Here is a 24,375-nt window from a genome sequence, read left to right on the forward strand (position 1 = left end):
CGGACATCTCATGACGACAGTGGCGGTGCAGAGGCAGGCGCAGCGGCGTCGATCGCCTCTGGTCGGATACCTGCTGCGGCGGGCCGGCACCTCCCTGCTCCTGTTGGTGGGTGTGACGATCGTCACGTTCGCGCTCACCAACCTGGTGCCGGGGGACCCGGTCTCGGCCGCGCTCGGTGAGGGCGCGTCGCAGAACCCCGCGACGCGCGAAGCGTTCATCAAGGAGCAGGGTCTCGACCAGCCACTGTTCGTGCAGTACTTCATCTACATGGGGAATCTGCTCCGCGGAGACCTCGGCACGTCGCTGGTGACCGGACGCCCGGTCACCAGCGACCTCGCCACCGCGGTGCCGGCGACCATCGAGATCGCGATCGGTGCGATCATCGTCAGTCTCGCTGTGAGCATCGTGCTCGGCACGCTCGCCGCTTACCGTCGCGGACTGGTCACCGACCAGGTCATCCGCGTGGTCACACTGGTGGGCCTGAGCGTGCCGACGTTCTGGCTGGCGCTGGTCAGCTTCTACGTCTTCTTCCTGGAGCTGCGGATCGCTCCGGGCTCCGGGCGCATCTCGCCGTCGATCACCCCGCCGCCGCGCGTGACCGGGCTCTACACGGTCGACTATCTCCTGAACGGAGACGCGGTCGGGTTCTTCGACGCCCTCGCGCACCTCGCCCTCCCCGTCATGGTGCTCTCGCTCGTGACGATCGGCCTGCTGACCCGCTTCATCCGCACCTCGGTGCTCGAGGTCCTGGGCAGCGACTACGTGCGCGCCGCCCGGGCCAAGGGACTCCCGGCCATGCGGGTGATCCTCGGCTACGTCCTGCGGGGCGCCTCGCTGCCGATCCTCACGGTCGTGGGTGTCGCGTTCGGAGCCCTGCTCTCGGGCACGGTGCTCGTCGAGTCCGTGTTCGCGTGGCCCGGACTGGGTACCTACGCGTACAACTCGGCGGCGAACCTCGATCTGCCCGGCATCATGGGGGTCGGTCTCGTGGTCGGCATCATCTACCTCCTCATCAACTTCATCGTCGACATCCTCTACGGCGTGCTCGACCCGAGAGTGAGGATCGCATGAGTCGCATCGCCGCCGCCACCCCGGCCGGTCGCTTCCGCTTCCGCTGGCCCCGAGCCTGGCGCACCCCGCTCGGCATCATCGGCACCGTGATCGCGGGCGCCTGGGTCATCGTGGCCTTCACCGCCCAGTGGTGGGTGCCGTATCCGCCGAACGCGCAGGTGCTGCCCCGTCTGCAGGCGCCGGGGATCGACACGCTCCTCGGCACCGACGGCAACGGCCGCGACATCTTCTCCCGGCTGATGACGGGCGCGACGGTGAGCCTTCCGCTCGCGCTCATGCTCGTGATCGCCGCCATGATCATCGGCACGGTCATCGGCGCCGTCGCCGGGTACTTCGGCGGCTGGGTCGACGAGACCCTGATGCGCATCACCGATCTGTTCATGGCGTTCCCGACCGTGATCCTGGCCATGGTGGTCGCGGCTTCGCTCGGACCTTCCCTCTTCAACGCGGTGATCGCCGCGATCGTCGTGTCCTGGCCGCAGTACTCGCGTGTCACACGGAGCATCGTGCTGGGGCTGCGCGGGCAGAACTACGTGATCGCGGGCCGGCTCCTCGGACACTCGCCGGTGCGCACGCTGGTCGTCGACATCCTGCCGAACATCGCCGGCCCGATCCTGGTCCTGGCCACGCTCGACATCGGCGCGGCCATCCTCCTCCTCTCCGGACTCTCCTTCCTCGGTCTCGGTGCACAGCCGCCGACGGCGGAGTGGGGGTCGATGATCTCCGCAGCGATGCAGAACTTCGACGCCTGGTGGCTCGGGGTGTTCCCGGGCCTCGCGATCCTCACGGTCGTGCTGGCGTTCAACTTCCTCGGTGACGCGATGCGCGACGTGCTCGACCCGACCGCGGAGATCACGCACGAGAAAGCCGACGAGCACGCGGCATCGGCGACGGGGGCGACGGCATGAGCGCCCAGGGAGCCACGGTCCTGCGCATCCGCGACCTCACGATCGACATCGGCCGTCCGCTGGTGAAGGGCGTCTCGCTCGACCTCGAGGCGGGTCGTGTCCAGGGGCTCGCGGGGGAATCCGGATCCGGCAAGACCCTCACCTCGCTCGCCGTGCTGGGGCTGCTGCCGCGGCAGGCGCGCACCGGGGGATCGATCCTGCTCGGGGACGAAGAGCTCGTCGGCCTGCGTCGCCGCGCGCTCAACCGCGTGCGGGGCAAGCGGATCGCCATGGTGTTCCAGGATCCGTCCGCCTCGCTGCACCCGCAGCTTCCGGTCGGCCGTCAGCTCACCGATCACATGCGCGTGCACCTCGGGCTCACGGGCGCCGCCGCACGGGCGCGGGCGGTGGAGCTGCTCGAGACCGTGCAGGTGCCGAACCCCGACGAGGCGCTGAAACGCTATCCGCATCAGTTCTCCGGCGGACAGCGCCAGCGCATCGCGATCGCGTGCGCCCTCGCGTGCGACCCCGAGGTGCTGCTGGCCGACGAGCCCACGACGGCCCTCGACGTCACGGTGCAGGCCGGCATCCTGAAGCTGCTGCGCGACCTCGCGGTCGAGCGGAACCTCGCGGTGCTGCTCGTGACGCATGACCTGGGCGTGATGAGCGCGATCGCCGACAGGGTGGCCGTCATGAAGGACGGGCGGATCGTCGAGCTCGCCGACCGGGAGACGCTCTTCCTCGATCCTCAGCACGACTACACGCGCATGCTGCTCGCGGCCCTGCCGGGCTCGCGGGTCGACGAGGCACCGGAACAGGAGTCCGCAGATGAGTGAGGTCGCCGTCCTCGACGCGCAGGACGTGGTCGTGCGCTACCCGGGAAATCCGCCCGTCGTCGCCGTGAACGGCGTGTCGATCAGCGTGGCCGCGGGGGAGACCGTGGCTCTCGTCGGCGAGTCCGGAAGCGGGAAGTCGAGCCTCGCCCGCGCCGTCGTCGGCATCGAGAAGATCGCGGGCGGTGCCGTCCGTTTCCGCGATGTGCCCGTCGCACCGCTCGGCATCCGTCGCCGACCGACCGCGATGACCGGTATCCAGATGGTGTTCCAGGACCCGTCCACGTCGCTGAACCCCCGACGGCGTGTGGGCGACCAGATCGCGGACGGCATCGCGACGGCACGGGCCCGCGGCGAGGCCGGATCGACGGTCGATGAATGGCTCGACCGCGTGGGGCTGCCGACCGAGGTCAGCACGCGCTTCCCCCACCAGTTCTCGGGCGGGCAGAAGCAGCGCCTCGCGATCGCGCGGGCGTTGGCTGCGCGGCCGTCGCTCCTCGTGGCCGACGAGCCGATCTCCGCCCTCGACGCCTCGACGCAGACGAGCGTCGCCCGGCTCATGCGCGACCTGGTCGCGGAGTCGGGAGCGGGGATGCTGTTCATCTCGCACGACCTCGCGGTGGTGCGACGCATCGCCGACCGGACCCACGTGATGTTCGGTGGTCGCGTGCTGGAATCGGGGCCGACGGCGCCACTGTGGGCCGCACCGCAGCATCCCTACACGCAGGCGCTGCTGGCGGCGATCCCGGAACCGGACGGGGCCGGACGCATCCCCGCAGCGCCCTCGGTCGACGACCGCACCGTGTGGGCGGAAGTACCGCCGGTCACGTACTGATCCTTTGAGGACGGGGCGGCCGAAACGGAGACGAACCGCGGGCGGCGTGCGTCCACGGCGGCAGGTACGAGCCGAGGACGTCTGATGTGATGGCTAAGGTAGGGCGCCATGAGTGAACTTCAAGATCTCGTAGGTCGACAGCAGATGGTGTCCGCGATGATCTACGCCGCGGAAAACGCTGCACGGGTGATCGAGATCTGCTCCGCACCTTCGAGAGCAGGGGACGACATTGCCCGGCGATTGGCTTCCGCGTGTGGCCTGACCGAGTTCCAGACGGAGGTGATCCTCGACATGCAGGTCAAGCGCTTCTCGCCGCTCGCCGTCGAGGGAATGCGTGCTCAGCTCGAAGAGGATGAACGCACAATCACGCGGCTGCGTGCCAACGGCGAATCATAGCCGAACATCTTCACGCGGGATGAGCACGAATCGATCGTGCTCATCCCGCATGATTGCTCGAGGTGGCGAGGCGCTGTCACGCGTCGGGGGTGTCCGCCTTCACATCCCCGTACAACCGTCATTGATGGTGGCGATGCCGGTCGGGGCAGTGACCGACCAGCTGGCGGTTCTTTCTTGAGCGTGATGAAGAAGTCAGTCCCCTTCTGCCCGATCGGCTGGCTACCGCCGGCCACGATCACGGTGCCGTAGCTGTCGAGGGGAATCCGCACATATACCTGTTCGCCCGAGCGGCACGAGTGACTTCCCGATGCATAAGTCGTGGCGGCGTGCGCAGATGCAGGGAACCCACCGATGAGAATCATCGAGGCAACTGCGCCAGCGACCAGCTTTTTCTTGGGAGACGAACCGCGGGCGGGGCGGCGTGCCTCGCCCGGACACGCCGCTCCACGCGCGGATGCTCTCCGTTTTCGCACAGCGGCCGCCGTTCAGCAGCCCGGGGCGCAATCCGCTAGACTGTCCAGGTTGTCTGCCTTCCGGACTCCAATCGGGAATCCTGGGGCAGACACGTGCACACACCCTCCTGCTCCCGGGAAAGTCCCGAGAGCCGTTCTAGTCCGAAGGAGGTGGGTAAGTGACGCACCAGTACGAACTCATGGTCATTCTGACCCCCGAGATCGACGAGCGCCAGGTCGCCCCGACGCTCGACAAGTTCCTGAAGGTCATCACCAACGATGGTGGCTCTATCGAGAACGTCGACATCTGGGGCAAGCGCCGTCTCGCATACGAGATCCAGAAGAAGAACGAGGGCATCTACGCCGTCGTCAACTTCACCGCGACCAGCGCCGCCACGCAGGAGCTCGACCGTCAGCTGAAGCTGAACGAGCAGATCATGCGCACCAAGGTCCTCCGCGCTGAAGAGGCTCAGGCGATGATCGCCTCCGAGGCCAAGCGCAGCGAAGAGAAGGCTGCTCGCAAGGCCGCCAAGGCTGCGAAGGCCTGACGTCCATGGCTGGCGAAACCGTCATCACCGTGGTGGGAAACCTCACGGCCGACCCCGAGCTGCGCTACACGCAGAACGGGCTGCCGGTGGCGAACTTCACCATCGCTTCGACGCCTCGGAACTTCGACCGCGCTGCGAATGAGTGGAAGGACGGCGATGCGCTGTTCCTCCGTGCATCCGTGTGGCGCGAGTTCGCCGAGCACGTGGCGGGCTCGCTGACGAAGGGCATGCGCGTCATCGCGCAGGGCCGTCTGCGTCAGCGCTCCTACCAGGACCGCGAGGGCAACCAGCGCACCGCGATCGAGCTGGAGGTCGACGAGATCGGCCCCTCGCTCCGGTACGCGACCGCTCAGGTCACGCGCGCGGCCTCGACCGGCGGTGCCGGTGGTGGCGGCGGCGGACAGTCTCGCCCCGCGCAGCAGCAGGTGTCGGAGGAGCCGTGGTCCACGCCCGGCTCGTCGACCAGCGCGGATGCCTGGAGCACTCCGGGCAGCTTCGGCGACGACACTCCGTTCTGAACAACTTCTGGATCCGGTCCGCAGGGCCGGCATCCGCTCATCACTAAGGAAAAACAATGGCTGGAAAGTCGAGCGGCGACCGCCGCAAGCCGCGGAAGGGCGCGAAGAACGCTGCTCCCGCGAAGTCCATCCGGGTCGGTGTCATCGATTACAAGGATGTCGCCACCCTTCGCAAGTTCGTCTCGGAGCGCGGCAAGATCCGCGCCCGTCGTATCACCGGTGTCTCGGTGCAGGAGCAGCGTCTGATCGCCACGGCGATCAAGAACGCGCGCGAAATGGCGCTCCTGCCCTACGCTGGCGCCGGCCGGTAAGGGGTATCGAGATGGCAAAGCTGATTCTCACGAATGAGGTCGCCGGGCTCGGTAGCGCCGGTGACGTGGTCGAGGTCAAGAACGGGTACGCCCGGAACTTCCTCATCCCCCAGGGTTTCGCTACGGCGTGGACCCGTGGTGGCGAAAAGCAGGTCGCATCGATCCAGGCCGCGCGTCAGGCACGCGCGATCCACGATCGTGACGACGCTGTCGCGCTGAAGAACGCTCTCGAGGGCACCAAGGTGCGCCTCACGGTCAAGGCCGGCAAGGAGGGTCGTCTCTTCGGCTCGGTCAAGACCGACCACGTCGCGGATGCTGTCGCAGCCGCCGGCCTGGGGTCGATCGACAAGCGCAAGGTGCACATCACCTCGCCGATCAAGTCGACCGGCGACCACGAGGCGACCGTGCGTCTGCACGAAGACGTCACTGCAGTCATCACGCTGCAGGTCATCGCCGCGAAGTAACGCTGTTCTCGAACGCCCCCTCTCCTTCGGGAGAGGGGGCGTTCGGCGTCTCCGGGGCGTGAGGGCACGGCCGCACGAGGACACGGACGTGATTTTGGATCCAGAATGCAGAGTTCGGTGCGATCATCCGATACTGTCGCTCCATGGTGCAATCAGGAAACGTCGCGTCGGCGAAGGATCGGGCCGACGCGCTGCAGAGACTCGCTCAGAGGCACGGAGCCGGATACCGGTCGGTGGGCGCGATGGCGTACGACATCATCCGCGATGCGATCCTCGACGGCACGCTCCCGCCCGGGATGAAGCTGCGGCAGGAGACGCTGGCCGAGTCGATCGGCATCTCGCGCCTGCCGATCCGATCCGCGCTGATCCAGTTGGAGGCGGACGGCCTCGTGATCTTCCACGCCCGCCGCGGGGCGATGGTGCGCGCGTTGTCGGTCGAGGAAGCCACTGAGGTGTACCACCTGCGCACCCTGCTCGAGAAGGAGGCGCTGCGGCTGGCGATGGCCGAGATGACTCCGGAACGGGTCGCAGCTCTGCGTGAGCTCGCCCGGACCGCCGACGACATCTCCGAAGGCGGAGAGTTCGTGGAGGCGCGCACCGAGTTCTACGCGACGCTCTACGATGCGCAGTCGCGTCCGCTGATGTGGGAGATGATCGAGCAGCTCCGTCTGAAGCTCGGCCGCTACGTGCTGGGCTGGCGTCTGGTCTCACCCGGCAGCCATGACCACTCGCACGGCGAGTTGATCGACGTGGTCGCCGCAGGCGATGCGGACGAGGCGCTGCGCGTGCTCGAGTCGCACCTGAACCACGTGCGCGACGGCGTGATCGCGCTCCTGGACGCCGCCGCCACGGAGGCCGCAGCAGACGGATCCTGACACGCACAGTTCCGCGCCGCCTTCCGCGCCGCCTTCCGGGCCCACGTGCATGACTCCCGCACGGATGCATGGCGGGATCGCCGGGCACGATCATGCAGGTGTCCCCGGGTCATGCAGGTGTCCCCGGTTCATGCAGGTGAGGCGAGGGCGCGGGTCATGCAGATGAGGCAGGGCCCGGGGTTCAGGTGACGGTGCCGCGGCGCGCGAAACGGGGCTCGCGCCAGATCTCACTGTGCAGCACGTCCTCCAGGGCCTCCACGGCATCCCACACGTCGGTGTAGGAGGTGTAGAGGGGGGTGAAGCCGAAGCGGATGAGGTCGGGAGCGCGGAAGTCGCCGATCACGCCGCGCTCGATCAATGCCTGCATCACCGCGTAGCCGTCTTCATGGCGCAGGGAGACCTGGCTGCCACGGCGGGCGGATTCGCGAGGAGTGACCGGCTCGATGCCCCAGCGCGGGATCAGGCGCGTGTCGACGAGGGACAGGAAGAGCTCGGTGAGGCGCAGGCTCTTCTCCCGCACGAGGGTCAGATCCACGTCGTCCCAGATGTCGAGACTCGCTTCGAGCCCGGCCACCGAAAGCAGCTGCGGGGTGCCGACGCGGAAGCGTTCGATCCCCGCGGCGGGGGCGTAGTCGACCGTGAAGTCGAACGGTCGTGCGTGGCCGTGCCAGCCGGTCAGAGCCGGCCGAGCGGTGCCGTGGTGTCGGGCGGCGGCCCAGATGAACGAGGGTGAGCCCGGTCCGCCGTTGAGGTATTTGTAGGTGCAGCCCACCGCGAAGTCCGCCTCCGCAGCGTTCAGGTCGATCGGCACCGCGCCGACACTGTGGCAGAGGTCCCAGATGACGAGCGCGCCCGCGGCGTGCACCTTGCGCGTGACCTCGGCGATGTCGTGCATCCGCCCGGTGCGGTAGTCGACCTGGGTGAGCACGACGACCGCGACATGGTCGTCGAGCACCTCGTCGAGGGTCGGTCCGTCGTCGGCGATCAGTCGACGCTCCAGCGGAACCCCGCCGCCCAGGAGCTCCTGCACGGCCTCGAGCATGTAGAGGTCGGTGGGGAAGTTCCCTCGCTCCGCGACGATCACGCGGCGACCGGGGCGGAGGCGGACCGCCGCGACCGCCGCTTGGAACAGACTCGCCGACGTGGAGTCGCCGAGCACGACCTCGCCGGCGTCGGCGCCGATCAGCGGTGCGATCCGGTCACCGATCGTGCGCGGCTTGGCGAACCACCCGGCCTCGTTCCAACTGCGGATGAGCCCCGTGCCCCATTCCTCGGTGATGACCTGTTCCAGGCGTGCCGCGGTGTGGCGGGGGAGCGCACCGAGCGAGTTCCCGTCGAGGTAGATCACATCGTCCGGCAGCACGAACCGTTCCCGCATCGGTGCGAGCGGGTCGGCGTCGTCGAGGGCCAGGCACGTGGCGCGGTCGATGGCGGTGCGGGTCGGGGTGATGCTCATGGAACAGTCCGTTCGAAGTCGATGCGGGGTCAGCGCCCCAGGAACCGCAGCGCGTTGTCGCGGCGGATGGCGCGCTTCTGCGCCTCGTCGAGGAAGTCGGCCCGGTCGACGACGCTGCCGACCGGACGCTCGCCCAGCGGGTACGGGTAGTCGCTGCCCACCATCACCTGACTCGTGCCGAGCGTCTCCACCAGCGCCCGCAACGCGATCGGGTCGAAGACGACGCTGTCGACGCTGAAGCGGTCGAGGTACGCCGACGGCGGCCGTTCGCTGACCCCGATGAGGTCAGGGCGCTGCAGCCACGCGTTCTCGAAGCGTCCGAGCCAGAATGCGAAGGAGCCTCCTCCGTGCGCGAACGCGAGACGGAGAGTCGGTGGTACGCGATCGAAGACACCGCCCAGGATCATGGCGATGATCGACAGGTGCGTCTCGGCGGGCATGCCGGTGAGCCAGCGTGCCATCCATCGGTCGAGCCGCGGCGAACCCGGCATGTCCCAGGGATGCACGAACACCGGGATGCCGTTGTCGGCGCAGTGCTGAAGGAACATCACCATGCCCTCGTCGTCGAGGTCGCGGTCACCCACGTGGTTGCCGATCTCGACGCCCGCGTGGCCGGAGGCGAGCGCACGGTCGGCCTCGGCGCACGCGGCATCTGGATCCTGCAGCGGCACCTGGGCGAACGGGATCAGCCGCTCCGGTGCCGGGGCGCAGATCTCGAGAGCGAGATCGTTGAAGATGCGTGCGACCTTGACCGCTTCATCCCCCGACTTGTCGTAGGAGAAGAACAGCGGGGTGGGGGAGACGACCTGCATCTCGACGCCGTCGGCATCCATGTCGGCCAGGCGCACCGAGGCATCCCAGCAGTCGTCGCCGATGCGGCGGAACTCGGTCTCGCCGAGCATGATCATCGCGTCGCGTTCGGAGTCCACGCGAAGGGTCGGCCAGAGACCTGGCCCGACCTGTGTCGACAGGTCGGGCCAGGCGCTCGGCACGAAGTGCGTGTGGACGTCGATCGTGCCCAAGGGGCTTCAGCCCTTGCCGGGGTGGACGGTTCCGCACTGCGGGCAGGTACGCCCCTCTTCGCTCTCGTAGAAGTCACGGAACACCGGCGGCAGGTCCTCGACGATGTCGCGCACCTGCAGCTCGACCTCGTGTACCTTGGCGTTGCAGTTCGGGCAGAACCAGGCGAACTTCTCGAGCGTGCCCTCTTCGCGGATGCGCTCGATCACGATGCCGATGGAGCCCTCTTCGGGGCGCTGCGGAGAGTGGAAGACGTTGCCCGGCAGCAGCCACATCTCGCCCTCGCGGATGTCGATGCGCTGCAGACCGTCCGGCGTCTGGATGTTGACGTGCATGTTGCCGCGGTACTGGTAGAACCACTCCTCATAGGGGTCGAAGTGGAAGTCCGTGCGCTGGTTGGGTCCGCCGACGACCTGCACGATGAAGTCGCCCATCGGTGCCCAGGCGGCCTTGTTGTTGACCGGTGGCTTCAGGAGATGCTCGTTCTCCTTGATCCATGCGGGGAAATCGATGACGGGTGGGATGGTGCTCATTTCTCCTCCTCGAGAGTGGCAGCGGTGATGGGGTCGGGCCGGCGCGCGATCGCCTGGATCTCGATGCGCAGGTGCGGATGGGGCAGGGCGTGCACGGCGACCGTGGTGCGGGCCGGGCCCTGCTCGTCGAAGTACTCGGCCCAGACGGCGTTGTACGCGGCGAAGTCGTTCATGTCGACGAGGAAGGTGGTCGCCTGGACCAGATCGCCGAGGTCGCACCCGGCGGCGGCGAGCACCGCGCGGATGTTCTCGATGACGGCGCGGGTCTGCACCGCGATGTCGAGACGCGTGGCGCCGAGCTCGTCGACCTCCGCACCGGCGATCGTGTTGTCGGGGCGCCGGCTCGACGTCCCGGAGACGAACACGAGGTCACCGGAGACCTTCGCGTGCGGAAAGCGCCCTCGGGGCGTCGCCTTGCCCTCGACGAGGATCCCTCGTGAATCGGTCATCGTGCTCCCTCCTCGGGCTCGTCGGATCCCTCGTGCGTGCGGACGCCGACGCGCCCGAGTCCGGCGATGGACGCCTCGACGACGCCGCGGTCGGGCAGGGGGACGGCGGCGGTCGCGGCTCCGGCGAGCAGCACCATGCCGGCACGCAGTGCGAACCCGTACCGCGCGGCGAGTCGTGCGGCCGCGGCGACGGCGCGCGCCGGGTCGCCCAGGATGGCGGCCGTCGAACCCGTGGCGCTGACCCGACCGTCGACCTCGAGCAGCACCGCTCTGTTGTCGAGGTCGCCGGCGCGGTCGAAGGGAGTCCAGGGACCGGTCGCGTACGCGGCGGCGGACGTGTTGTCGGCCACGACATCGGCGAGGCTGAAGCGGAAGTCCCGGTACCGCGAGTCGATGATCTCCAGGGCGGGAGCGACCGCCGCGATGAGGTCGGACAGCGGGCGCCCGGGGGCGGAGCCGTCGATGTCGGTCGCCAGGAGATACGCGACCTCGGGTTCGATGCGCGGGTGGATCGCGGATCGACGGTCGAAGACGGCGTCGTCGTCGAGGCGCATGGCATCGGTCAGAGTGCCGAGGATCACATCATGCACGCCCATCTGCTGGGCCTTCGCCTGACTCGTGAAGCCCAGTTTGAGGCCGGCGATGCGCTCGCCGCGGGCGAGGCGGCGGGCGATCAGCGCGTGCTGTGTGGCGTAGGCGGTGTCGAGACCGACCTCCTCCTCGGAGGAGAGCTGAGCGATCGAGGTCGCGGTGCGCTGAGCGGTGTCGAGCGCGGCGGCGAAAACGGCATCGGCGGTCATGCGGTCACCCCCGTCCGCGCGGCGACGAGGTCGAGGGCGACGTCCACGATCATGTCCTCCTGGCCGCCCACCATGCGGCGGCGACCCAACTCCACGAGGATGTCGCGGGCGTCGAGGCCGTGCTTCTCGGCCGCGCGCTCGGCGTGCAGCAGGAAGCTCGAGTACACGCCCGCGTAGCCGAGCGTGAGGGTTTCGCGGTCGACACGGACGGGTCGGCGCTGCAGCGGCCGCACGAGCTCCTCCGCCGCATCCTGCAGCGAGAACAGGTCGCAGCCGTGCTCCCAGCCGAGCAGGTCGGCCACCGCGATGAACGCCTCGATCGGGCAGTTCCCCGCGCCCGCCCCTTGCCCGGCGAGCGAGGCGTCGACGCGGTACACGCCATGCTCGACGGCCGTGACGCTGTTGGCCACGCTCAGCGAGAGGTTCTCGTGGGCGTGGATGCCGATCTGCGTGCCGGGGTCGAGGACCTCGCGGTAGGCGTCGACGCGGTCGGAGACGTCGCGCATCGTGAGGCGCCCGCCGGAGTCGGTCACGTACACGCAGGTCGCGCCCGCGGCCTCCATGATCGCCGCCTGCTCGGCGAGGCCGCGCGGGTCGTTGAGGTGGCTCATCATCAGGAATCCGGAGACGTCCATGCCGTGCTCGCGTGCCCAGGTGATGTGCTGGATGGCGACGTCGGCCTCGGTGCAGTGCGTCGCCACCCGTACGCTCGCGACACCGAGATCACGGGCGCGGGCGAGGTCGTCGATCGTGCCGATGCCGGGCAGGATCAGGGTGGTCAGGACGGCACGGTCGAGCACCCCGGCCGCCGCTTCGATCCACTGCCAGTCGGTGTGCGCGCCCTGTCCGTAGGCGACGCTCGACCCTCCGAGACCATCGCCGTGGGCGACCTCGATGGCATCCACTCCCGCCGCTTCGAGAGCGCGGGCGATGCCCTGCACCTGATCGGTCGTGTAGCCGTGGCCGATCGCGTGCATGCCGTCGCGGAGGGTGACGTCCTGCACGTACACGCGGGGAGTGGTGGTCATGCGGGAACCCCTGTCCGTTCGGCGACGAGTCGCTCGGCCGTGCGCAGGGCGGCCGAGGTCATGATGTCGAGATTGCCCGCGTACTCCGGAAGATAGTGGCCGGCGCCCGCCACCTCCAGCAGGACGGTCACGCGGGTTCCTCGGAACGGACGGTCGAGAGCCGGCACGTACGCCTCGTCGACCGCGTCGAACTGCACCTGTTGCTTGAGGCGATAGCCCCCGACATAGGCCTGCACGTCGGCGACCATGGCATCGACCGAGGCGCTCACGGCATCGCGATCCAGCGTGGCGGGGTCGCCCTCGACCAGGCAGAACACCGTGTCGCGCATGATGAGGGGCGGGTCGGCGGGGTTGAGCACGATGATGGCCTTGCCGTGCTCGGCGCCGCCGATCACCTCGAGCGCGCGGGCAGTGGTCTCGGTGAACTCGTCGATGTTGGCCCTGGTGCCGGGGCCGGCTGACTTCGAGGCGATCGAGGCCACGATCTCGGCGTAGGCCACCGGGGCGACGCGTGACACGGCGGCCACCATCGGCACAGTGGCCTGGCCGCCGCAGGTGACCATGTTCACGTTGGTCGCACTGAGGTGGGCGTCGAGATTCACGACCGGTACGACGTACGGCCCGACGGCGGCGGGGGTCAGGTCGACCATGAGGCGTCCGGCGTTGCGCACGAGCGCGTCGTTGCGGGCATGGGCTCCCGCCGAAGTCGCGTCGAACACCAGCTCGACGTCGGCGAACTCCGGCATCGCGATGAGCCCGTCCACCCCGTCATGGGTGGTGGCGACACCGAGTCGACGTGCGCGGGCCAGGCCGTCCGAGCGCTCGTCGATGCCCGCCATCGCGACCACGTGGAGGGTCGTCGAGAGCCGCTTCACCTTGATGAGCAGATCGGTGCCGATGTTGCCCGAGCCGATGATGGCAATGCCGATGGTCATGCTGCAGCCCTTTCCGATACGGTGCCGAAGAAGTCTGCTCGGACGTCGCCGAGTCCTTCGAGGCGCGCGCGGAACACCCCGGCGGTCGCGTCGACCATCGGGCCGAGCGCGCCGGAGAGGATCACTTCGCCCGTGCGCAGCGGCTGTCCGCGCCGGGCGACCTCACGCGCGAGCCAGGCGACCGCGATGACAGGACTCCCGAGGCACGCGGCACCGGATCCGGTCGAGACCGGGCGGCCCTCACGGTCAAGGGTCATGCCGAGCGTTGTGAGGTCGAACCCGTCGAGGCGCCGGGGCGTCGTACCGAGCACGACCGCCCCGCTCGACGCGTTGTCGGCGATGGTGTCGGTGATGCGGATGTCCCAGTCGGCCACGCGGGAGTCGACGACCTCGATCGCGGGCAGCACGAACTCCGTGGCCCGGATGACATCGGCGACGTGCGTCGTGGGGGAGTCCAGGTCGCGGCCGAGCACGAAGGCGACCTCGGCCTCGGCGCGCGGCTGCAGGAAGCGCGCGAGGTCGATCGGCTCGCGGTCGGCGAAGATCATGTCGTCGAGCAGCACGCCGTAGTCGGGGCTGTCGACGCCGAGCTGCGTCTGCACGGCGGGGGAGGTCAGCCCGATCTTGCGACCGACGAGGCGTCGTCCCTCCTTGAGCCGCCGGGCGATGCCGGACGACTGGACCGCGTACGCGGCATCCTGATCCGTCTCGCCGAGCAGGTCACGCACCGGTGCGCACGGCTGTCCGGCCTCGGCGGCCCGCCGCAACCGCTCGTCGGCGGCGCGGACGGCGTCGACGTCGTGCTCGGTGCTCACAGCTGCACGCACACGTTCGTCGGCTCGGTGTAGAACTCGAGCGAGTGGTGGCCGCCCTCTCGGCCGATGCCGGAGAGCCCGACCCCGCCGAAGGGGCTGCGCAGGTCGCGCAGGTACCAGGTGTTGACCCACGACATGCCGGTGCGCATCTGCTGCGCGACGCGGTGTCCGCGGGTGAGGTCGGTCGTCCAGGTGACGGCGGCCAGTCCGTAGTCCGTGTCGTTAGCCAGCGCGATCGCTTCCTCCTCGGTGTCGAACGGGATGAGGGCGGCGACCGGGCCGAACACCTCTTCGCGTACGGTGCGGTGGCTGTTGTCGAGGCCGGTCCACAGCGTCGGCTCGATCCACGATCCGCCGTCGAGTCCATCGCCGAGCGTGGGGATGCCCCCGCCCGCGAGCACGGTCGCGCCCTCGGCGACGGCGAGGTCGAAGTACGACAGGACCTTGTCGCGGTGGGCCTGCGAGATGAGGGGCCCGGTGGTCGTGGCCGGCTGCTCCGGACGGCCCAGGCGCAGGCGGGCGGCGTGCTCGGCGAGTCCGGCTGCCACGTCGTCGAAGACCGCGCGCTGCACGTAGATGCGTTCGGTGCACAGGCACACCTGGCCGGTGTTGAGATAAGTGGAGCGGGCGAGCCCGGCGACGGCCGCGTCGAGATCGGCATCGGCGAACACGAGCGCGGCGTTCTTGCCGCCGAGCTCGAACGAGACGGGGCGCACGCGCGGCGCCACGGCCCGCATGATCGCGGATCCGGTGGAAGATTCGCCGGTGAAGGTGACGCCGTCGATGCCCGGGTGCGTCGTGAGCGCCTCGCCGGCGGAGTCGGCGCCGAAGCCGTGCACCACGTTCACCACCCCGGCGGGGATCCCCGCTTCCGCCAGGATCTCGGCGAGCAGGGTCGCGGAGGAGGGCGTCTCCTCCGAGGGCTTGATGACGACGGTGTTCCCGGTGGCGAGAGCGGGTGCGAGCTTCCACGTGAGCAGGAGCAGCGGCAGGTTCCAGGGCACGATCACCGCGACGACGCCCAGCGGCTTGCGCACCGCGTAGTTCAGGGCGCGGCGGCCGTCGGGCAGCTCGGTGAGGAACGAGTCGAGCCCGGCGGTCGAGACCGTGTCGGCGAACGATCGGAAGTTCGCGGCGGCCCGGGCCACGTCGAGGTCGCGGGCCAGGGTCTCGGGCTTGCCGGTGTCGCCCACTTCGGCCGAGACGAGTTCGTCGGCGCGGCGGTCGATGGCGTCAGCCACTCCGCGCAGCAGGCGGGCGCGCTCGGCGACGGTCATCCGCCCCCAGGGGCCGTCGAACGCGGCACGGGCGGCCGCCACCGCACGATCGACCTGTTCGGTGCCGGCCTCGTGCACCTCGGCGACGATCGAACCGTCGACCGGACTGATCTTGGTGAAGGTGGCGATTCCCTCCACGCGCTCGCCGGCGATCATGTTGTGGATCGCGCGGGGCGCCTGGCCCTGCTCCGCAGCACGGAGGGGAGGCGTCATCGTCTCGAAAGGCATGGGCTCAGGCTAGGAAGGTTCGAGGGATGCCGACAAATACTCTCTTGATGCACTGCCATGCCCGTACGGCTATAGTCCCGATCATGGTCACCGATCGACTGCTCGACGGACGGGTCAAGATCCGCCACCTCGTCCTCGTCACCGCCATCGCCGACGAGGGCACCCTGGTGCGCGCCGCCGAGTCGCTGCACATCACGCAGCCCGTGGTCACCCGAGGGCTCCGTGAGGTCGAGGAGGTTCTCGGCGTGCCCCTGTTCGAGCGGATGCCCCGGGGCGTGAAGCCGACCCCGTACGGCGACTCGTTCATCGAGCGCGCCCGGTCGGTGCTCGCCGAGCTGCGCGCCGCGGGCGAAGAGGTGCGGCTGCTGCAGTCCGGTCAGCTCGGCACCGTCACGGTCGGCACGCATCTCGCCGGATCGAACCTGCTGCTGCCGCGCGCCATCGCCGCGCTGAAGGTCGAGCATCCGCGGTTGACGGTGGTCGTGCGCGAAGGGACGCCCGACACCCTGCAGCAGCTTCTCCTCGCAGGTGACCTCGATCTCACGGTCGGACGGCTCTCGCCGACGGTCCCGGTCCGTCTCGAGCAGGAGCGGCTGCACCAGGAGCCGATACGTCTGGTCGCTCGCGCGGGGCATCCCGTGCTCGGCGGTGTCAAGGCGAACTCGCTCGCCGAGCTGCTCGCGTACCCCTGGATCTTCCCGGTCGCTCAGACCGCGCTGCGCGCCGAGCTCGAAGCGGTGTTCTTCCATGAAGGGCTGCCGCTGCCGCCCGACCGGGTGGAGTGCACGTCGATGCTGACGTTGCGGACTCTGCTGATCTCGACCGACGTGATCGCGGCGCTGCCGATGTTCATCGCCGTCGACGACCGCGAGCTGCGGATCCTGCCCACCCCCCTGAGCTCGATCCGTCGATCGGTGGGAGTGACGCTGCCGAAGGATCGGGCACCGTCGCCGGCGGCGTCCGCGCTTCTGAGTCATCTGCGCGAAGAGGGCGCGCGGCTTGCCGAGTTCGAGCGCGAGTACGCCCTGACGGAGTCCCGACCGATCGGCTGATATGCCCGAATGGTCATAGCTCTGACCCGTATGGATATTGGACAGCATCGCTTCTCCAGGGTGAATCTGAGGAGGACGACACGACGTCGTGACGATCTCACCCGATTCAGCCAATGGAGGCGACATGGCCGGCTCTCCCTACGTGCCCGACGCGAAGAAGTACCGCCCGGAGGATTTCCGCCGGGTCGCGGGGGAACCGGCCGATCCCGACCCCTCGACCTGGGGTATGCAGCCGGACGGGACCTTTCTGCCGCCGGCGCACACGCCGTCCGTCCCGCGTGACGTGTTCGTCGACTGGCCCGGTCAGCTCGACTATCGCGACCCCGAGACGTACACGTTCAACGCGACCGCCGAGGCGTTCTACCCGATCGTCGTGAACACGAGCCACTCCTGGCAGTGCATCTACGACTGGGATGGCCGACGCCTCATGCTGCACTACGGCGGTGGCAACCACTGGAAGCTGTACGACATCACCGACCCGCGCGACCTCACGATCGTCGACGAGGAGCAGTGGGGGTGGGATGATCCGCGTCCGCAGTTCGGTGCGACGACGGTGCAGTGGAACGAGAAGCTCGGGAAGCACATCGCCATCCAGGCGAGCGAGACCCCGCGGTACTTCCTCAAGGGGCGGGTCGCCAACAAGTGGATCGACGACACCGTCGAGGGCCAGTTGAAGGAGTGGGAGGGCCTGCGCGGCTTCCGCACCTGGGAGATGAACGGACCCAGCCCGCGGGAGTGGACGCTCCTGACCGAGGTCTCGACCGATCCGAACCACGGGCCGGACGAGATCCAGGAGGGCAACGGCGTCCTCGATCTGCCGGTCTACTACGGCGACAAGTACCTCTTCGTGGCGACCGCGCCCGACAACACGTTCACCAACCAGCCGTACAAGACCACGCTGTGGACGGCGGGGCATGCAGCGTACGACGTCTCCGACCCCGCGAAGCCCGAACTGCTCTCGACCTGGTGGGTGCCCGGATCCCGCGCCGGCGAGGAGGCCGACTCCGAGTACCTCGCCGACAACGACCGCTGGAACAACAAGACGAGCTGGTTCGGCTCTCGCATGGGCGTCTTCATGCCCCGCTCCGTGGAGTCGGGCTATCGCTACGCCTACGCCGCGCAGGGGGGTCAGGGCTTCTTCGTCCTCGACGTCTCCGATCCGACGAACATCCATCACGTCGGATGGTGCCCGCTGCCCACGAGCGTCGCCGGGACCGAAGGCGACAACGTCGACACCACCCAGGTCGAGGAGACCGGGTACGTGTACGTCTCGGGCTACCCGATGAACACCGACTGCTACGAGCCGGCCAAGGAGATCTACCAGATCGATGTGTCGGACCCGACGAACCCGCGGGTGGTGCGCACTCTGCCCCGCCCGACGCCGCCGGCAGAGGCCGCGTTCACGGACTGGGCACAGCGCCGCGGCTCGTTCGGCCCGAAGCGATCGGGGTACTTCACGAACACCGGAACCCCGCACGGCGGAGTCGTCCCCTACGCGTTCTACGCCGCGGGGCTGCAGATCTTCGACGTGCGCGATCCCGATAACCCGCAGGTCGGCGCCTACTTCGTGCCTCCGATGGGTTTGAAGGACGACGATGACCTCGCCGCCCCCGTGCACGGGATCTTCGTCGAGTGGGACCGGAACCTGATCTGGCTCTTCGCCAATCACGGCATCTACGCGGTCTCGACCCCGCTGCTGGGCGAGCCCGTCATCGGCATCCCCACCGCCGACGGCTGACACCCGGCACCCCGGAACTTCGGCGCCCGCCCTGCACATAAGGGGCTTGCAGGGCGGACGCCGAATCCCCGCTCCCGTACCTTCCGCGACGATCCCTCCCGAAAGTGATCCATGACTCAGACAGTCAGGCCCTGGCCGGCCCTGTGGGCGCTGTGCATCGGCTTCTTCATGATCCTCGTCGACACGACGATCGTGGCGATCGCCAACCCGGTCATCCTCGCGGCCTTCGACGCCGACCTGACCACGGTCATCTGGGTGACCAGCGCCTACCTCCTCGCCTACGCCGTCCCGCTGCTGATCACCGGCAGGCTCGGCGATCGCTTCGGGCCCAAGCGCGTCTACCTCATCGGTCTCGTGGTGTTCACCCTCGCTTCGCTCGCGTGCGGCCTGGCCGACAGCATCGGCATGCTGATCGCGGCCAGGGCGGTGCAGGGTTTCGGTGCGGCGCTGATGACGCCGCAGACCATGGCGATCATCGCGCGGGTCTTCCCTCCGCGCGGACGCGGTCAGGCGATGGGTGCCTGGGGCGCGGTCGGGGGGCTCGCGACGCTCGTCGGTCCGATCCTCGGCGGCGTGCTCACCGACACGGTGGGCTGGGAGTGGATCTTCTTCGTGAACGTGCCCGTCGGGATCGTCGCCTTCCTCGTCGCCTGGCGTCTGGTGCCGAACCTGGAAGGACACCCGCATCGGTTCGACTGGCTCGGCGTCACGCTGTCCGGCGTCGGTCTCTTCCTTCTCGTGTTCGGCATCCAGGAGGGTGAGGTCTACGACTGGGGTGTGATCCTCGGACCGATCACGGTGTGGAGCCTGATCATCTCCGGGGTCGTACTGCTCGTGCTCTTCGTCGTCTGGCAGCGCGTCAATCGCGCCGAACCGCTCATGCCGCTCGCGCTGTTCCGTGACCGCAACTTCTCGGTCGCGAACGCCACGATCTTCCTGGTGGGGGTCGGTATCACGGCGATGCCGGTGCCGCTCGCCTTCTACTTCCAGGTCGGCCGGGGTCTCGACCCCACGCTCGCCGCACTCATGCTCGCGCCGATGGCCGTCGTCTCGGGGGTGCTCGGCCCGTTCGTCGGCAAGCTGAGCGACCGGGTCGGGCCGCGCTGGGTGACGTTCGCGGCTTTCGTCGTCTCGGCTGCGGCCATGGTCTGGTACGCGGCGACGATGACGCTCGATGCCCCGTTCTGGCTCCTGCTGCTCCCGTCCGCCCTGTTGGGGATCGGTGTCTCGGGGATGTTCGGACCTCTGGCGTCGACGGCCACCCGCAACCTTCCGCACACGCAGGCCGGAGCGGGATCGGGTGTGTACTCCACGACCAGGCAGATGGGCTCCGTGATCGGGTCGGCGTTGCTGGCCGTCCTGATGAACGCGACGCTCGCCCTGCATATCTCGGGCTTCGTGCCGGGGGCGATCCACCCCGGCAGCGACCTGTCGGCGGAGGACGGCAGCGGGCTGGCCACGGCCATGTCGCAGTCGCTGCTGTTGTCGGCCGTCGCTTTCGCGGTGTGCGCGATCGTCGTGGTGCTCTTCGAGAAGCCGCGGCCGTGGGGTGCGCCGGCAGCCCCCCAGACAGTGGAATCCGTCGTGAGAGAGGGACGATGATGGTGGCGATCGCAGTGGATCCAAAATCCAGAATGAAGAACGACGAGAGGGTTCCGATGACCGCGAAATCCGGAGGCGGAAGACTCGTCGTCGACGCCCTCAAGAAGGACTACGAGCTCGACGGTGCCGCCGTTCCCGTGGTCAAGGACGTCACGTTCACGATCGAGCCCGGGATGTTCTACTCCCTCCTCGGCCCGTCGGGATGCGGCAAGACGACCACGCTTCGCTGTGTCGCCGGGCTCGAGCGGAGCAACGGCGGGGTCATCTCGCTCGACGGCGAGGTGCTCTCCACCGGCACCGCGCACGTGTCGCCCGACAAGCGCGACATCGGGATGGTGTTCCAGAACTACGCGATCTGGCCGCACATGACCGTGTTCGCCAATGCGATCTTCCCGCTCCAGGTGGCCGGCTCCCGTCTTCCCAAGCAGGAGGCGCGCAAGCGGGCGATGGAGTCACTCGAGCTCGTGCAGCTCGATCACCTCGCCCAGCGTCCGGCCACCGCACTGTCGGGCGGCCAGCAGCAGCGCCTCGCTCTCGCACGGGCGCTGGCCCACCGGCCGCGGTTGCTGCTGCTCGACGAGCCGCTGTCCAACCTCGACGCGAAGCTGCGCGACACCATGCGCAATGAGTTGCGCAGTCTGCAGCGCACCCTCGGGATCAGCGCGCTCTACGTCACGCACGATCAGTCCGAGGCGCTGTCGATGTCGGACCGCGTCGCCGTCATGAACGGCGGGCGCATCGTGCAGGAGGCTTCCCCTCGGGAGCTCTACGATCAGCCGGCCGACCGCTTCGTGGCGGACTTCGTCGGTCGCGCGAACATGATCCCCGCCCTCGTGATCGATCGCGACGGCGCGGGTGACGCGGTGGTGGAGGCCTTCGGGACCCGGCTGCGCACGCCCGTGCCGGACGAGGTCTCGGCGGGCGACGAGGTCACGTTGACCTTCCGCCCCGAAACCGTGCGCTGGCACGAGACCGACGCCGACCGTCCCAACGTCGTTCCCGTCCGCATCGTGCGGGTGGAGTTCCTCGGCGAGATCGTCGAGTACGAGGCCGAAGTGCTCGCCGAGGGCGAGTCCGTCGGCACCATCGTCGGCCGCGGAGCACCGCTGGCGACACCCCCCGAGGGCGGCAGGGTCTTCCTCGAACTCGTCCCGCACGCCTGCCGCGTGCTGGCTGCATGACGCAACCCCGCACCACACCCGTAGATCACATTCCTGATGTCAGAGAGGACATTCAGATCATGAAGAGAACACTGGGAGCGACCGCCGTCGTGGCGGTCTTCGCACTCGCGCTGAGTGGATGCAGCACGCCGAGCGAAGCCACCGGGGGCGACAGCGCCCTGAAGGGCGACGCCGCCGAGGCCGTCTGCGACGCCGTCGAGATCGGCGCGATCACGCGCTGCGAGAACTTCTACGACGACTACTGGCCGGAGATCGACAAGCAGCTCGACACCCTCTACGAAGAGGCGAAGAAGGCCGATGGCGGCACGCTGGTCATCTGGGACTGGTACGAGCTGGCGCCCGAGGTGATCGCGCAGTTCAACGAGCGCTTCCCCGACATCAAGGTCGAGACCCGGGGTCTGACCTACAACCTGTCCTCGGCGATCATCTCGGCCAAGGCCACCGGTGCCCGCAACACCGACGTGGTGTCCGGTTCGATCACCTCGATGGCAGCCATGTACGACGAGGGGTTCTGGGAGAAGGTCGACTGGGAGAGCTTCGGCGTCCCCGCGGAGTACCTGACCATCGGTGCGCCCGAGCTCATGCCCGACAGCATCAACGGCACCCTCATGCAGTACAACACCGAGAAGGTCGAGTCGGTGCCCGAGACGCTCGACGGTCTCCTCGACCCCGAGTACAAGGACAAGGTGTCGGTCGCCGGCTACAACGCGGTGGTCTTCGCCGGATACGGGATGGCCGAGGGGGAGGACAAGATGGTCGCCCTGATCGGAGACCTCATGTCGTCCGGCAACCTGAAGCTGCTCGAGGATCAGGGCGCTCCGCTGTCGAGCGGTGACGTGCCGATCGCCCTCAACCAGACCCTCTTCAACCCGAATCCGGCGCTCCAGGTCTCGCCGTTCGAGCACGCCGGCGTCTGGGCGCAGTTCTCCGGTGTGAACTCCGACGCCAAGAACAAGCCGGGCGCGGCGCTGTGGACCCTGTGGAACGCGTTCGACCCGGACTGGATCGAGCTCCGCATGACGGACGAGCGCTTCGCCAGCACCCAGGTGCCGTTCGCCGGGCTTCCCGCTGCGACGTTCGCCGAGGCCACCGGGCTCATGAAGACGAACTCCGACGCACTGCTGCTCGGCCTCGAGAACGGGGCCGAGACCGAGACGCAGGCCACTCGTGACGACTGGCAGGCCATGATCAACGCCGCCGACAAGGCGCTGAACGGATAACGATGTTCCAGGCAGGACGGACCACGGGGCGAAAGCGTCCCACCACGATGACGATCGCGATGATCGTCTCGGGCGCGGTCATCTTCATCCTTCTCGCGGTACCGCTGATCGTCCAGGTGATCACCGCGTTCCGTGGTCCGTTCCTGCCCTTCGGCGTCTCGTCGGCGAAATGGGGCGTCGAGAACTTCGTCACCCTGTGGCAGCTGCGCGAGGACTTCTGGGGTGTGCTCGGAGCGACCGGCGCGTTCGTCGGCGGCTCGACGCTCCTCACGCTCCTGATGGCTTTCGGCCTCGCCTGGGTCACGGTGCGCACGGATGCGCCGTGGCGTCGCCTCATCTCGGTGCTGGTGATCGTGCCGTACATCATCCCGCCGATCGTGAAGGCACAGGCCTACCTGCTGATGCTCTCGCCCGAGTCCGGGGTGCTCAACCAGCTGCTGCGGTTGCTCCCGTTCGCGAGCGACGTGCCGATCGATCCGTACGCCTTCCCGACGATGATCTTCATCCAGGCGCTCACGAACGTCACCTTCCCCTACCTGATGATCGTGCCCATCCTGACGAACATGGACGGCTCGCTCGAGGAGTCCGCGCGGGTGTCCGGGGCCTCCTGGCCGCAGACGCTGCGACGGGTGACCCTGCCGATGCTCTGGCCGGGCCTGCTCGGGGTGACCGTGCTCACCTTCATCCTCGGCCTCGGCAGTCTCGAGGTTCCGCTGCTGTTCGGTCAGGAGTCCGGGCGCAACATCTTCGCCCTCAAGCTCTGGACGCTCATCAGCTCCAACGCGGGTGAGTTGCCGCAGTACGGCCTGGCCGCCGCGTGGGGACTCGTGTTCCTGGTGATCACCACCATCGCCTTCGCGGTCTATCTCCGCGCGACCCGCAACGCCGAGCGCAGGGCATCGGTCTCGGGCAAGGGCTTCCGGCCGTCGACCATGCGGATGGGGCCGTGGAAGATCCCGGTCATGCTGCTGGTCGCCGTGTTCGTGCTGCTCACGGGCATCCTCCCGCTGCTCGCCCTGCTGTGGGCGGCGATCACGCCCTATCCGGTGGCGTTCTCGATCGATGCGATGCTCGGCAGCACCGACTTCGGTGCGTTCGGGGTGGTGCTCGCGGATCCGGAGTTCTGGGTGTCGCTGGGACGCACGGTCCTCATCGCGGGCGGCAGCGCCACGATCGCGGTCGTGTTCGCCACGGTCCTCGCCTACGGCATCGCTCGCAGCAAGAAGACCGGCTGGGTGAAGGCTCTGGACCTGTTCGCCTCGTCGTCGGTCGCGATCCCCGCGACCATCGCCGGCTTCGCGATGTTCCTCACCTTCATGGTGATCAACCCCTACATCCCGATCGCGGGAACCCTTCTGGCGCTGGTGATCGCCTACTCGTATCGGGTGTCGATCGCCTACCGTTCGTCGTACAGTGCGACCCTGCAGATCCGGCCCGAGCTGGAGGAGGCCGCGCTCACCAGCGGGGCGAGTCGCTTCGAGGGGTTCCGCCGCATCATCGCTCCGTTGCTGATGCCCACCGTGATGGCCGTGTGGATCCAGATGTTCATCCTCGGCACCAACGAGTTCACGCTTCCCGCGTTCCTGGCCACCCCGTCATCCCGTCCGCTGTCGATGTACATCTACGCGATGATCAACCCGCGCTCCGCACAGCTCTATGCGCCGGATCAGGGTGCCGCGATGGCGCTGATCTTCACGCTGATGGTGTTCGCGATCGGATACGGCCTGCAGTGGGCGCTGTCTCGTCGCGCGATCGGTCGGAGCCGCAAGGCGGTCTCCGCGGGGTTGCCCGACCTCGCGACCTCTCCGGCCCCCTCCGCGGATTCCGCGACCGCAACCCTGGCCGTCCAG

The 24,375-nt window shown here is 68.5% G+C and carries 25 protein-coding genes; 16 read left to right on the forward strand and 9 right to left on the reverse strand.

All coding sequences use genetic code 11. The features are described from left to right. Positions 1–10: 10 nt before the first annotated feature. The 10 genes from E0W80_RS06010 to E0W80_RS06055 all read left to right on the forward strand — a co-directional run bounded on the left by E0W80_RS06010 (position 11) and on the right by E0W80_RS06055 (position 7,191). Entirely contained in the window at positions 11–1,072 is a 1,062-nt protein-coding gene (locus E0W80_RS06010) for an ABC transporter permease (protein ID WP_047523973.1), read from the forward strand. Next, entirely contained in the window at positions 1,069–1,980 is a 912-nt protein-coding gene (locus E0W80_RS06015; protein WP_131491701.1) for an ABC transporter permease, read from the forward strand. Before E0W80_RS06010 ends, E0W80_RS06015 begins: the two co-directional genes overlap by 4 nt. Beyond that, positions 1,977–2,795: an ABC transporter ATP-binding protein gene (locus E0W80_RS06020; RefSeq protein ID WP_131491702.1), complete on the forward strand. Its 819-nt coding sequence runs from the start codon at positions 1,977–1,979 to the stop codon at positions 2,793–2,795. Before E0W80_RS06015 ends, E0W80_RS06020 begins: the two co-directional genes overlap by 4 nt. Continuing rightward, positions 2,788–3,627, forward strand: coding sequence for an ABC transporter ATP-binding protein (locus E0W80_RS06025; protein WP_047523970.1), 840 nt, complete (start codon positions 2,788–2,790; stop codon positions 3,625–3,627). Before E0W80_RS06020 ends, E0W80_RS06025 begins: the two co-directional genes overlap by 8 nt. A 156-nt stretch (positions 3,628–3,783) precedes the next feature. Then, positions 3,784–4,023 (forward strand): hypothetical protein, encoded by a 240-nt coding sequence (locus E0W80_RS06030; RefSeq protein WP_165875404.1) that lies wholly within the window; start codon positions 3,784–3,786, stop codon positions 4,021–4,023. 631 nt (positions 4,024–4,654) lie between these two features. Continuing rightward, positions 4,655–5,023, forward strand: a complete 369-nt coding sequence (gene rpsF, locus E0W80_RS06035; RefSeq protein ID WP_047523969.1) for a 30S ribosomal protein S6 — start codon at positions 4,655–4,657, stop codon at positions 5,021–5,023. 5 nt (positions 5,024–5,028) lie between these two features. After that, positions 5,029–5,541, forward strand: coding sequence for a single-stranded DNA-binding protein (locus tag E0W80_RS06040; protein ID WP_045262453.1), 513 nt, complete (start codon positions 5,029–5,031; stop codon positions 5,539–5,541). A gap of 56 nt (positions 5,542–5,597) precedes the next feature. Further along, the gene (rpsR, locus tag E0W80_RS06045; RefSeq protein ID WP_017203799.1) at positions 5,598–5,852 is read left to right on the forward strand and encodes a 30S ribosomal protein S18; all 255 of its coding nucleotides are present in this window, start codon (positions 5,598–5,600) and stop codon (positions 5,850–5,852) included. Between the two features lie 11 nt (positions 5,853–5,863). Continuing rightward, positions 5,864–6,316 carry a 50S ribosomal protein L9 gene (rplI, locus tag E0W80_RS06050; protein WP_047523968.1) on the forward strand — a complete coding sequence of 151 codons (453 nt, stop codon included), beginning with the start codon at positions 5,864–5,866 and terminating at the stop codon, positions 6,314–6,316. 143 nt (positions 6,317–6,459) lie between these two features. After that, on the forward strand, positions 6,460–7,191 hold the full coding sequence (locus E0W80_RS06055; RefSeq protein WP_131491704.1) for a GntR family transcriptional regulator: 732 nt from the start codon (positions 6,460–6,462) through the stop codon (positions 7,189–7,191). 181 nt (positions 7,192–7,372) lie between these two features. On the opposite strand, the gene kynU is transcribed toward E0W80_RS06055, so the two are convergent. Genes kynU through E0W80_RS06100 form a run of 9 tightly spaced genes read right to left on the reverse strand, consistent with a single transcriptional unit; the run spans position 7,373 to position 15,732 of the window. Further along, positions 7,373–8,647: a kynureninase gene (gene kynU / locus E0W80_RS06060; protein ID WP_131491705.1), complete on the reverse strand. Its 1,275-nt coding sequence runs from the start codon at positions 8,645–8,647 to the stop codon at positions 7,373–7,375. A gap of 29 nt (positions 8,648–8,676) precedes the next feature. After that, positions 8,677–9,669, reverse strand: coding sequence for an amidohydrolase family protein (locus E0W80_RS06065; protein WP_131491706.1), 993 nt, complete (start codon positions 9,667–9,669; stop codon positions 8,677–8,679). A 6-nt stretch (positions 9,670–9,675) separates the two neighbouring features. Next, positions 9,676–10,200 (reverse strand): 3-hydroxyanthranilate 3,4-dioxygenase, encoded by a 525-nt coding sequence (locus E0W80_RS06070; RefSeq protein ID WP_131491707.1) that lies wholly within the window; start codon positions 10,198–10,200, stop codon positions 9,676–9,678. Beyond that, a complete protein-coding gene (locus E0W80_RS06075) occupies positions 10,197–10,649 on the reverse strand; it encodes a RidA family protein (protein WP_047523964.1) in 453 nt (150 codons plus the stop codon). Before E0W80_RS06075 ends, E0W80_RS06070 begins: the two co-directional genes overlap by 4 nt. Next, a complete protein-coding gene (locus E0W80_RS06080; RefSeq protein WP_131491708.1) occupies positions 10,646–11,449 on the reverse strand; it encodes a fumarylacetoacetate hydrolase family protein in 804 nt (267 codons plus the stop codon). Before E0W80_RS06080 ends, E0W80_RS06075 begins: the two co-directional genes overlap by 4 nt. After that, positions 11,446–12,477 carry a 4-hydroxy-2-oxovalerate aldolase gene (gene dmpG, locus E0W80_RS06085; protein WP_131491709.1) on the reverse strand — a complete coding sequence of 344 codons (1,032 nt, stop codon included), beginning with the start codon at positions 12,475–12,477 and terminating at the stop codon, positions 11,446–11,448. Before dmpG ends, E0W80_RS06080 begins: the two co-directional genes overlap by 4 nt. Beyond that, the gene (locus tag E0W80_RS06090; protein WP_131491710.1) at positions 12,474–13,412 is read right to left on the reverse strand and encodes an acetaldehyde dehydrogenase (acetylating); all 939 of its coding nucleotides are present in this window, start codon (positions 13,410–13,412) and stop codon (positions 12,474–12,476) included. The genes dmpG and E0W80_RS06090 overlap by 4 nt, the downstream gene beginning before the upstream one ends. Continuing rightward, the gene (locus E0W80_RS06095; protein WP_131491711.1) at positions 13,409–14,227 is read right to left on the reverse strand and encodes a fumarylacetoacetate hydrolase family protein; all 819 of its coding nucleotides are present in this window, start codon (positions 14,225–14,227) and stop codon (positions 13,409–13,411) included. The genes E0W80_RS06090 and E0W80_RS06095 overlap by 4 nt, the downstream gene beginning before the upstream one ends. Next, entirely contained in the window at positions 14,224–15,732 is a 1,509-nt protein-coding gene (locus E0W80_RS06100) for a 2-hydroxymuconic semialdehyde dehydrogenase (RefSeq protein ID WP_240740467.1), read from the reverse strand. The genes E0W80_RS06095 and E0W80_RS06100 overlap by 4 nt, the downstream gene beginning before the upstream one ends. Before the next feature lie 83 nt (positions 15,733–15,815). Between E0W80_RS06100 and E0W80_RS06105 the strand changes: the two genes are divergently transcribed. The 6 genes from E0W80_RS06105 to E0W80_RS06130 form a co-directional block, all read left to right on the forward strand. Then, entirely contained in the window at positions 15,816–16,784 is a 969-nt protein-coding gene (locus E0W80_RS06105) for a LysR substrate-binding domain-containing protein (protein WP_131491712.1), read from the forward strand. A 124-nt stretch (positions 16,785–16,908) separates the two neighbouring features. After that, positions 16,909–18,522 (forward strand): hypothetical protein, encoded by a 1,614-nt coding sequence (locus E0W80_RS06110; protein ID WP_131491713.1) that lies wholly within the window; start codon positions 16,909–16,911, stop codon positions 18,520–18,522. Positions 18,523–18,633: 111 nt separating this feature from the next. Further along, complete coding sequence (locus E0W80_RS06115; RefSeq protein WP_131491714.1) at positions 18,634–20,124, forward strand: DHA2 family efflux MFS transporter permease subunit; 1,491 nt, start codon at positions 18,634–18,636, stop codon at positions 20,122–20,124. A 56-nt stretch (positions 20,125–20,180) separates the two neighbouring features. Further along, the gene (locus tag E0W80_RS06120) at positions 20,181–21,305 is read left to right on the forward strand and encodes an ABC transporter ATP-binding protein (protein WP_165875405.1); all 1,125 of its coding nucleotides are present in this window, start codon (positions 20,181–20,183) and stop codon (positions 21,303–21,305) included. Positions 21,306–21,364: 59 nt separating this feature from the next. Next, positions 21,365–22,525, forward strand: coding sequence for an ABC transporter substrate-binding protein (locus E0W80_RS06125; RefSeq protein ID WP_165875406.1), 1,161 nt, complete (start codon positions 21,365–21,367; stop codon positions 22,523–22,525). Positions 22,526–22,527: 2 nt separating this feature from the next. Then, positions 22,528–24,375: iron ABC transporter permease (locus E0W80_RS06130; protein WP_131491717.1), on the forward strand; the 1,848-nt coding region annotated here is incomplete at its 3' end.

Source organism: Microbacterium sp. PI-1, from assembly GCF_004337555.1.
In the GTDB taxonomy this organism is placed as follows: Bacteria; Actinomycetota; Actinomycetes; order Actinomycetales; family Microbacteriaceae; genus Microbacterium; species Microbacterium aurugineum.

Coding starts and splice junctions, on each gene's coding strand:
- E0W80_RS06070 (WP_131491707.1), bottom strand. CDS start 10,200: ATGAGCACCATCCCACCCGTCATCGATTTCCCCGCATGGATCAAGGAG.
- E0W80_RS06125 (WP_165875406.1), top strand. CDS start 21,365: ATGAAGAGAACACTGGGAGCGACCGCCGTCGTGGCGGTCTTCGCACTC.
- E0W80_RS06075 (WP_047523964.1), bottom strand. CDS start 10,649: ATGACCGATTCACGAGGGATCCTCGTCGAGGGCAAGGCGACGCCCCGA.
- E0W80_RS06015 (WP_131491701.1), top strand. CDS start 1,069: ATGAGTCGCATCGCCGCCGCCACCCCGGCCGGTCGCTTCCGCTTCCGC.
- E0W80_RS06120 (WP_165875405.1), top strand. CDS start 20,181: ATGACCGCGAAATCCGGAGGCGGAAGACTCGTCGTCGACGCCCTCAAG.
- kynU (WP_131491705.1), bottom strand. CDS start 8,647: ATGAGCATCACCCCGACCCGCACCGCCATCGACCGCGCCACGTGCCTG.
- E0W80_RS06030 (WP_165875404.1), top strand. CDS start 3,784: ATGATCTACGCCGCGGAAAACGCTGCACGGGTGATCGAGATCTGCTCC.
- E0W80_RS06055 (WP_131491704.1), top strand. CDS start 6,460: ATGGTGCAATCAGGAAACGTCGCGTCGGCGAAGGATCGGGCCGACGCG.
- E0W80_RS06115 (WP_131491714.1), top strand. CDS start 18,634: ATGACTCAGACAGTCAGGCCCTGGCCGGCCCTGTGGGCGCTGTGCATC.
- E0W80_RS06010 (WP_047523973.1), top strand. CDS start 11: ATGACGACAGTGGCGGTGCAGAGGCAGGCGCAGCGGCGTCGATCGCCT.
- rpsR (WP_017203799.1), top strand. CDS start 5,598: ATGGCTGGAAAGTCGAGCGGCGACCGCCGCAAGCCGCGGAAGGGCGCG.
- E0W80_RS06100 (WP_240740467.1), bottom strand. CDS start 15,732: ATGCCTTTCGAGACGATGACGCCTCCCCTCCGTGCTGCGGAGCAGGGC.
- E0W80_RS06020 (WP_131491702.1), top strand. CDS start 1,977: ATGAGCGCCCAGGGAGCCACGGTCCTGCGCATCCGCGACCTCACGATC.
- E0W80_RS06040 (WP_045262453.1), top strand. CDS start 5,029: ATGGCTGGCGAAACCGTCATCACCGTGGTGGGAAACCTCACGGCCGAC.
- E0W80_RS06105 (WP_131491712.1), top strand. CDS start 15,816: ATGGTCACCGATCGACTGCTCGACGGACGGGTCAAGATCCGCCACCTC.
- E0W80_RS06110 (WP_131491713.1), top strand. CDS start 16,909: ATGGCCGGCTCTCCCTACGTGCCCGACGCGAAGAAGTACCGCCCGGAG.
- E0W80_RS06090 (WP_131491710.1), bottom strand. CDS start 13,412: ATGACCATCGGCATTGCCATCATCGGCTCGGGCAACATCGGCACCGAT.
- dmpG (WP_131491709.1), bottom strand. CDS start 12,477: ATGACCACCACTCCCCGCGTGTACGTGCAGGACGTCACCCTCCGCGAC.
- E0W80_RS06080 (WP_131491708.1), bottom strand. CDS start 11,449: ATGACCGCCGATGCCGTTTTCGCCGCCGCGCTCGACACCGCTCAGCGC.
- rplI (WP_047523968.1), top strand. CDS start 5,864: ATGGCAAAGCTGATTCTCACGAATGAGGTCGCCGGGCTCGGTAGCGCC.
- E0W80_RS06025 (WP_047523970.1), top strand. CDS start 2,788: ATGAGTGAGGTCGCCGTCCTCGACGCGCAGGACGTGGTCGTGCGCTAC.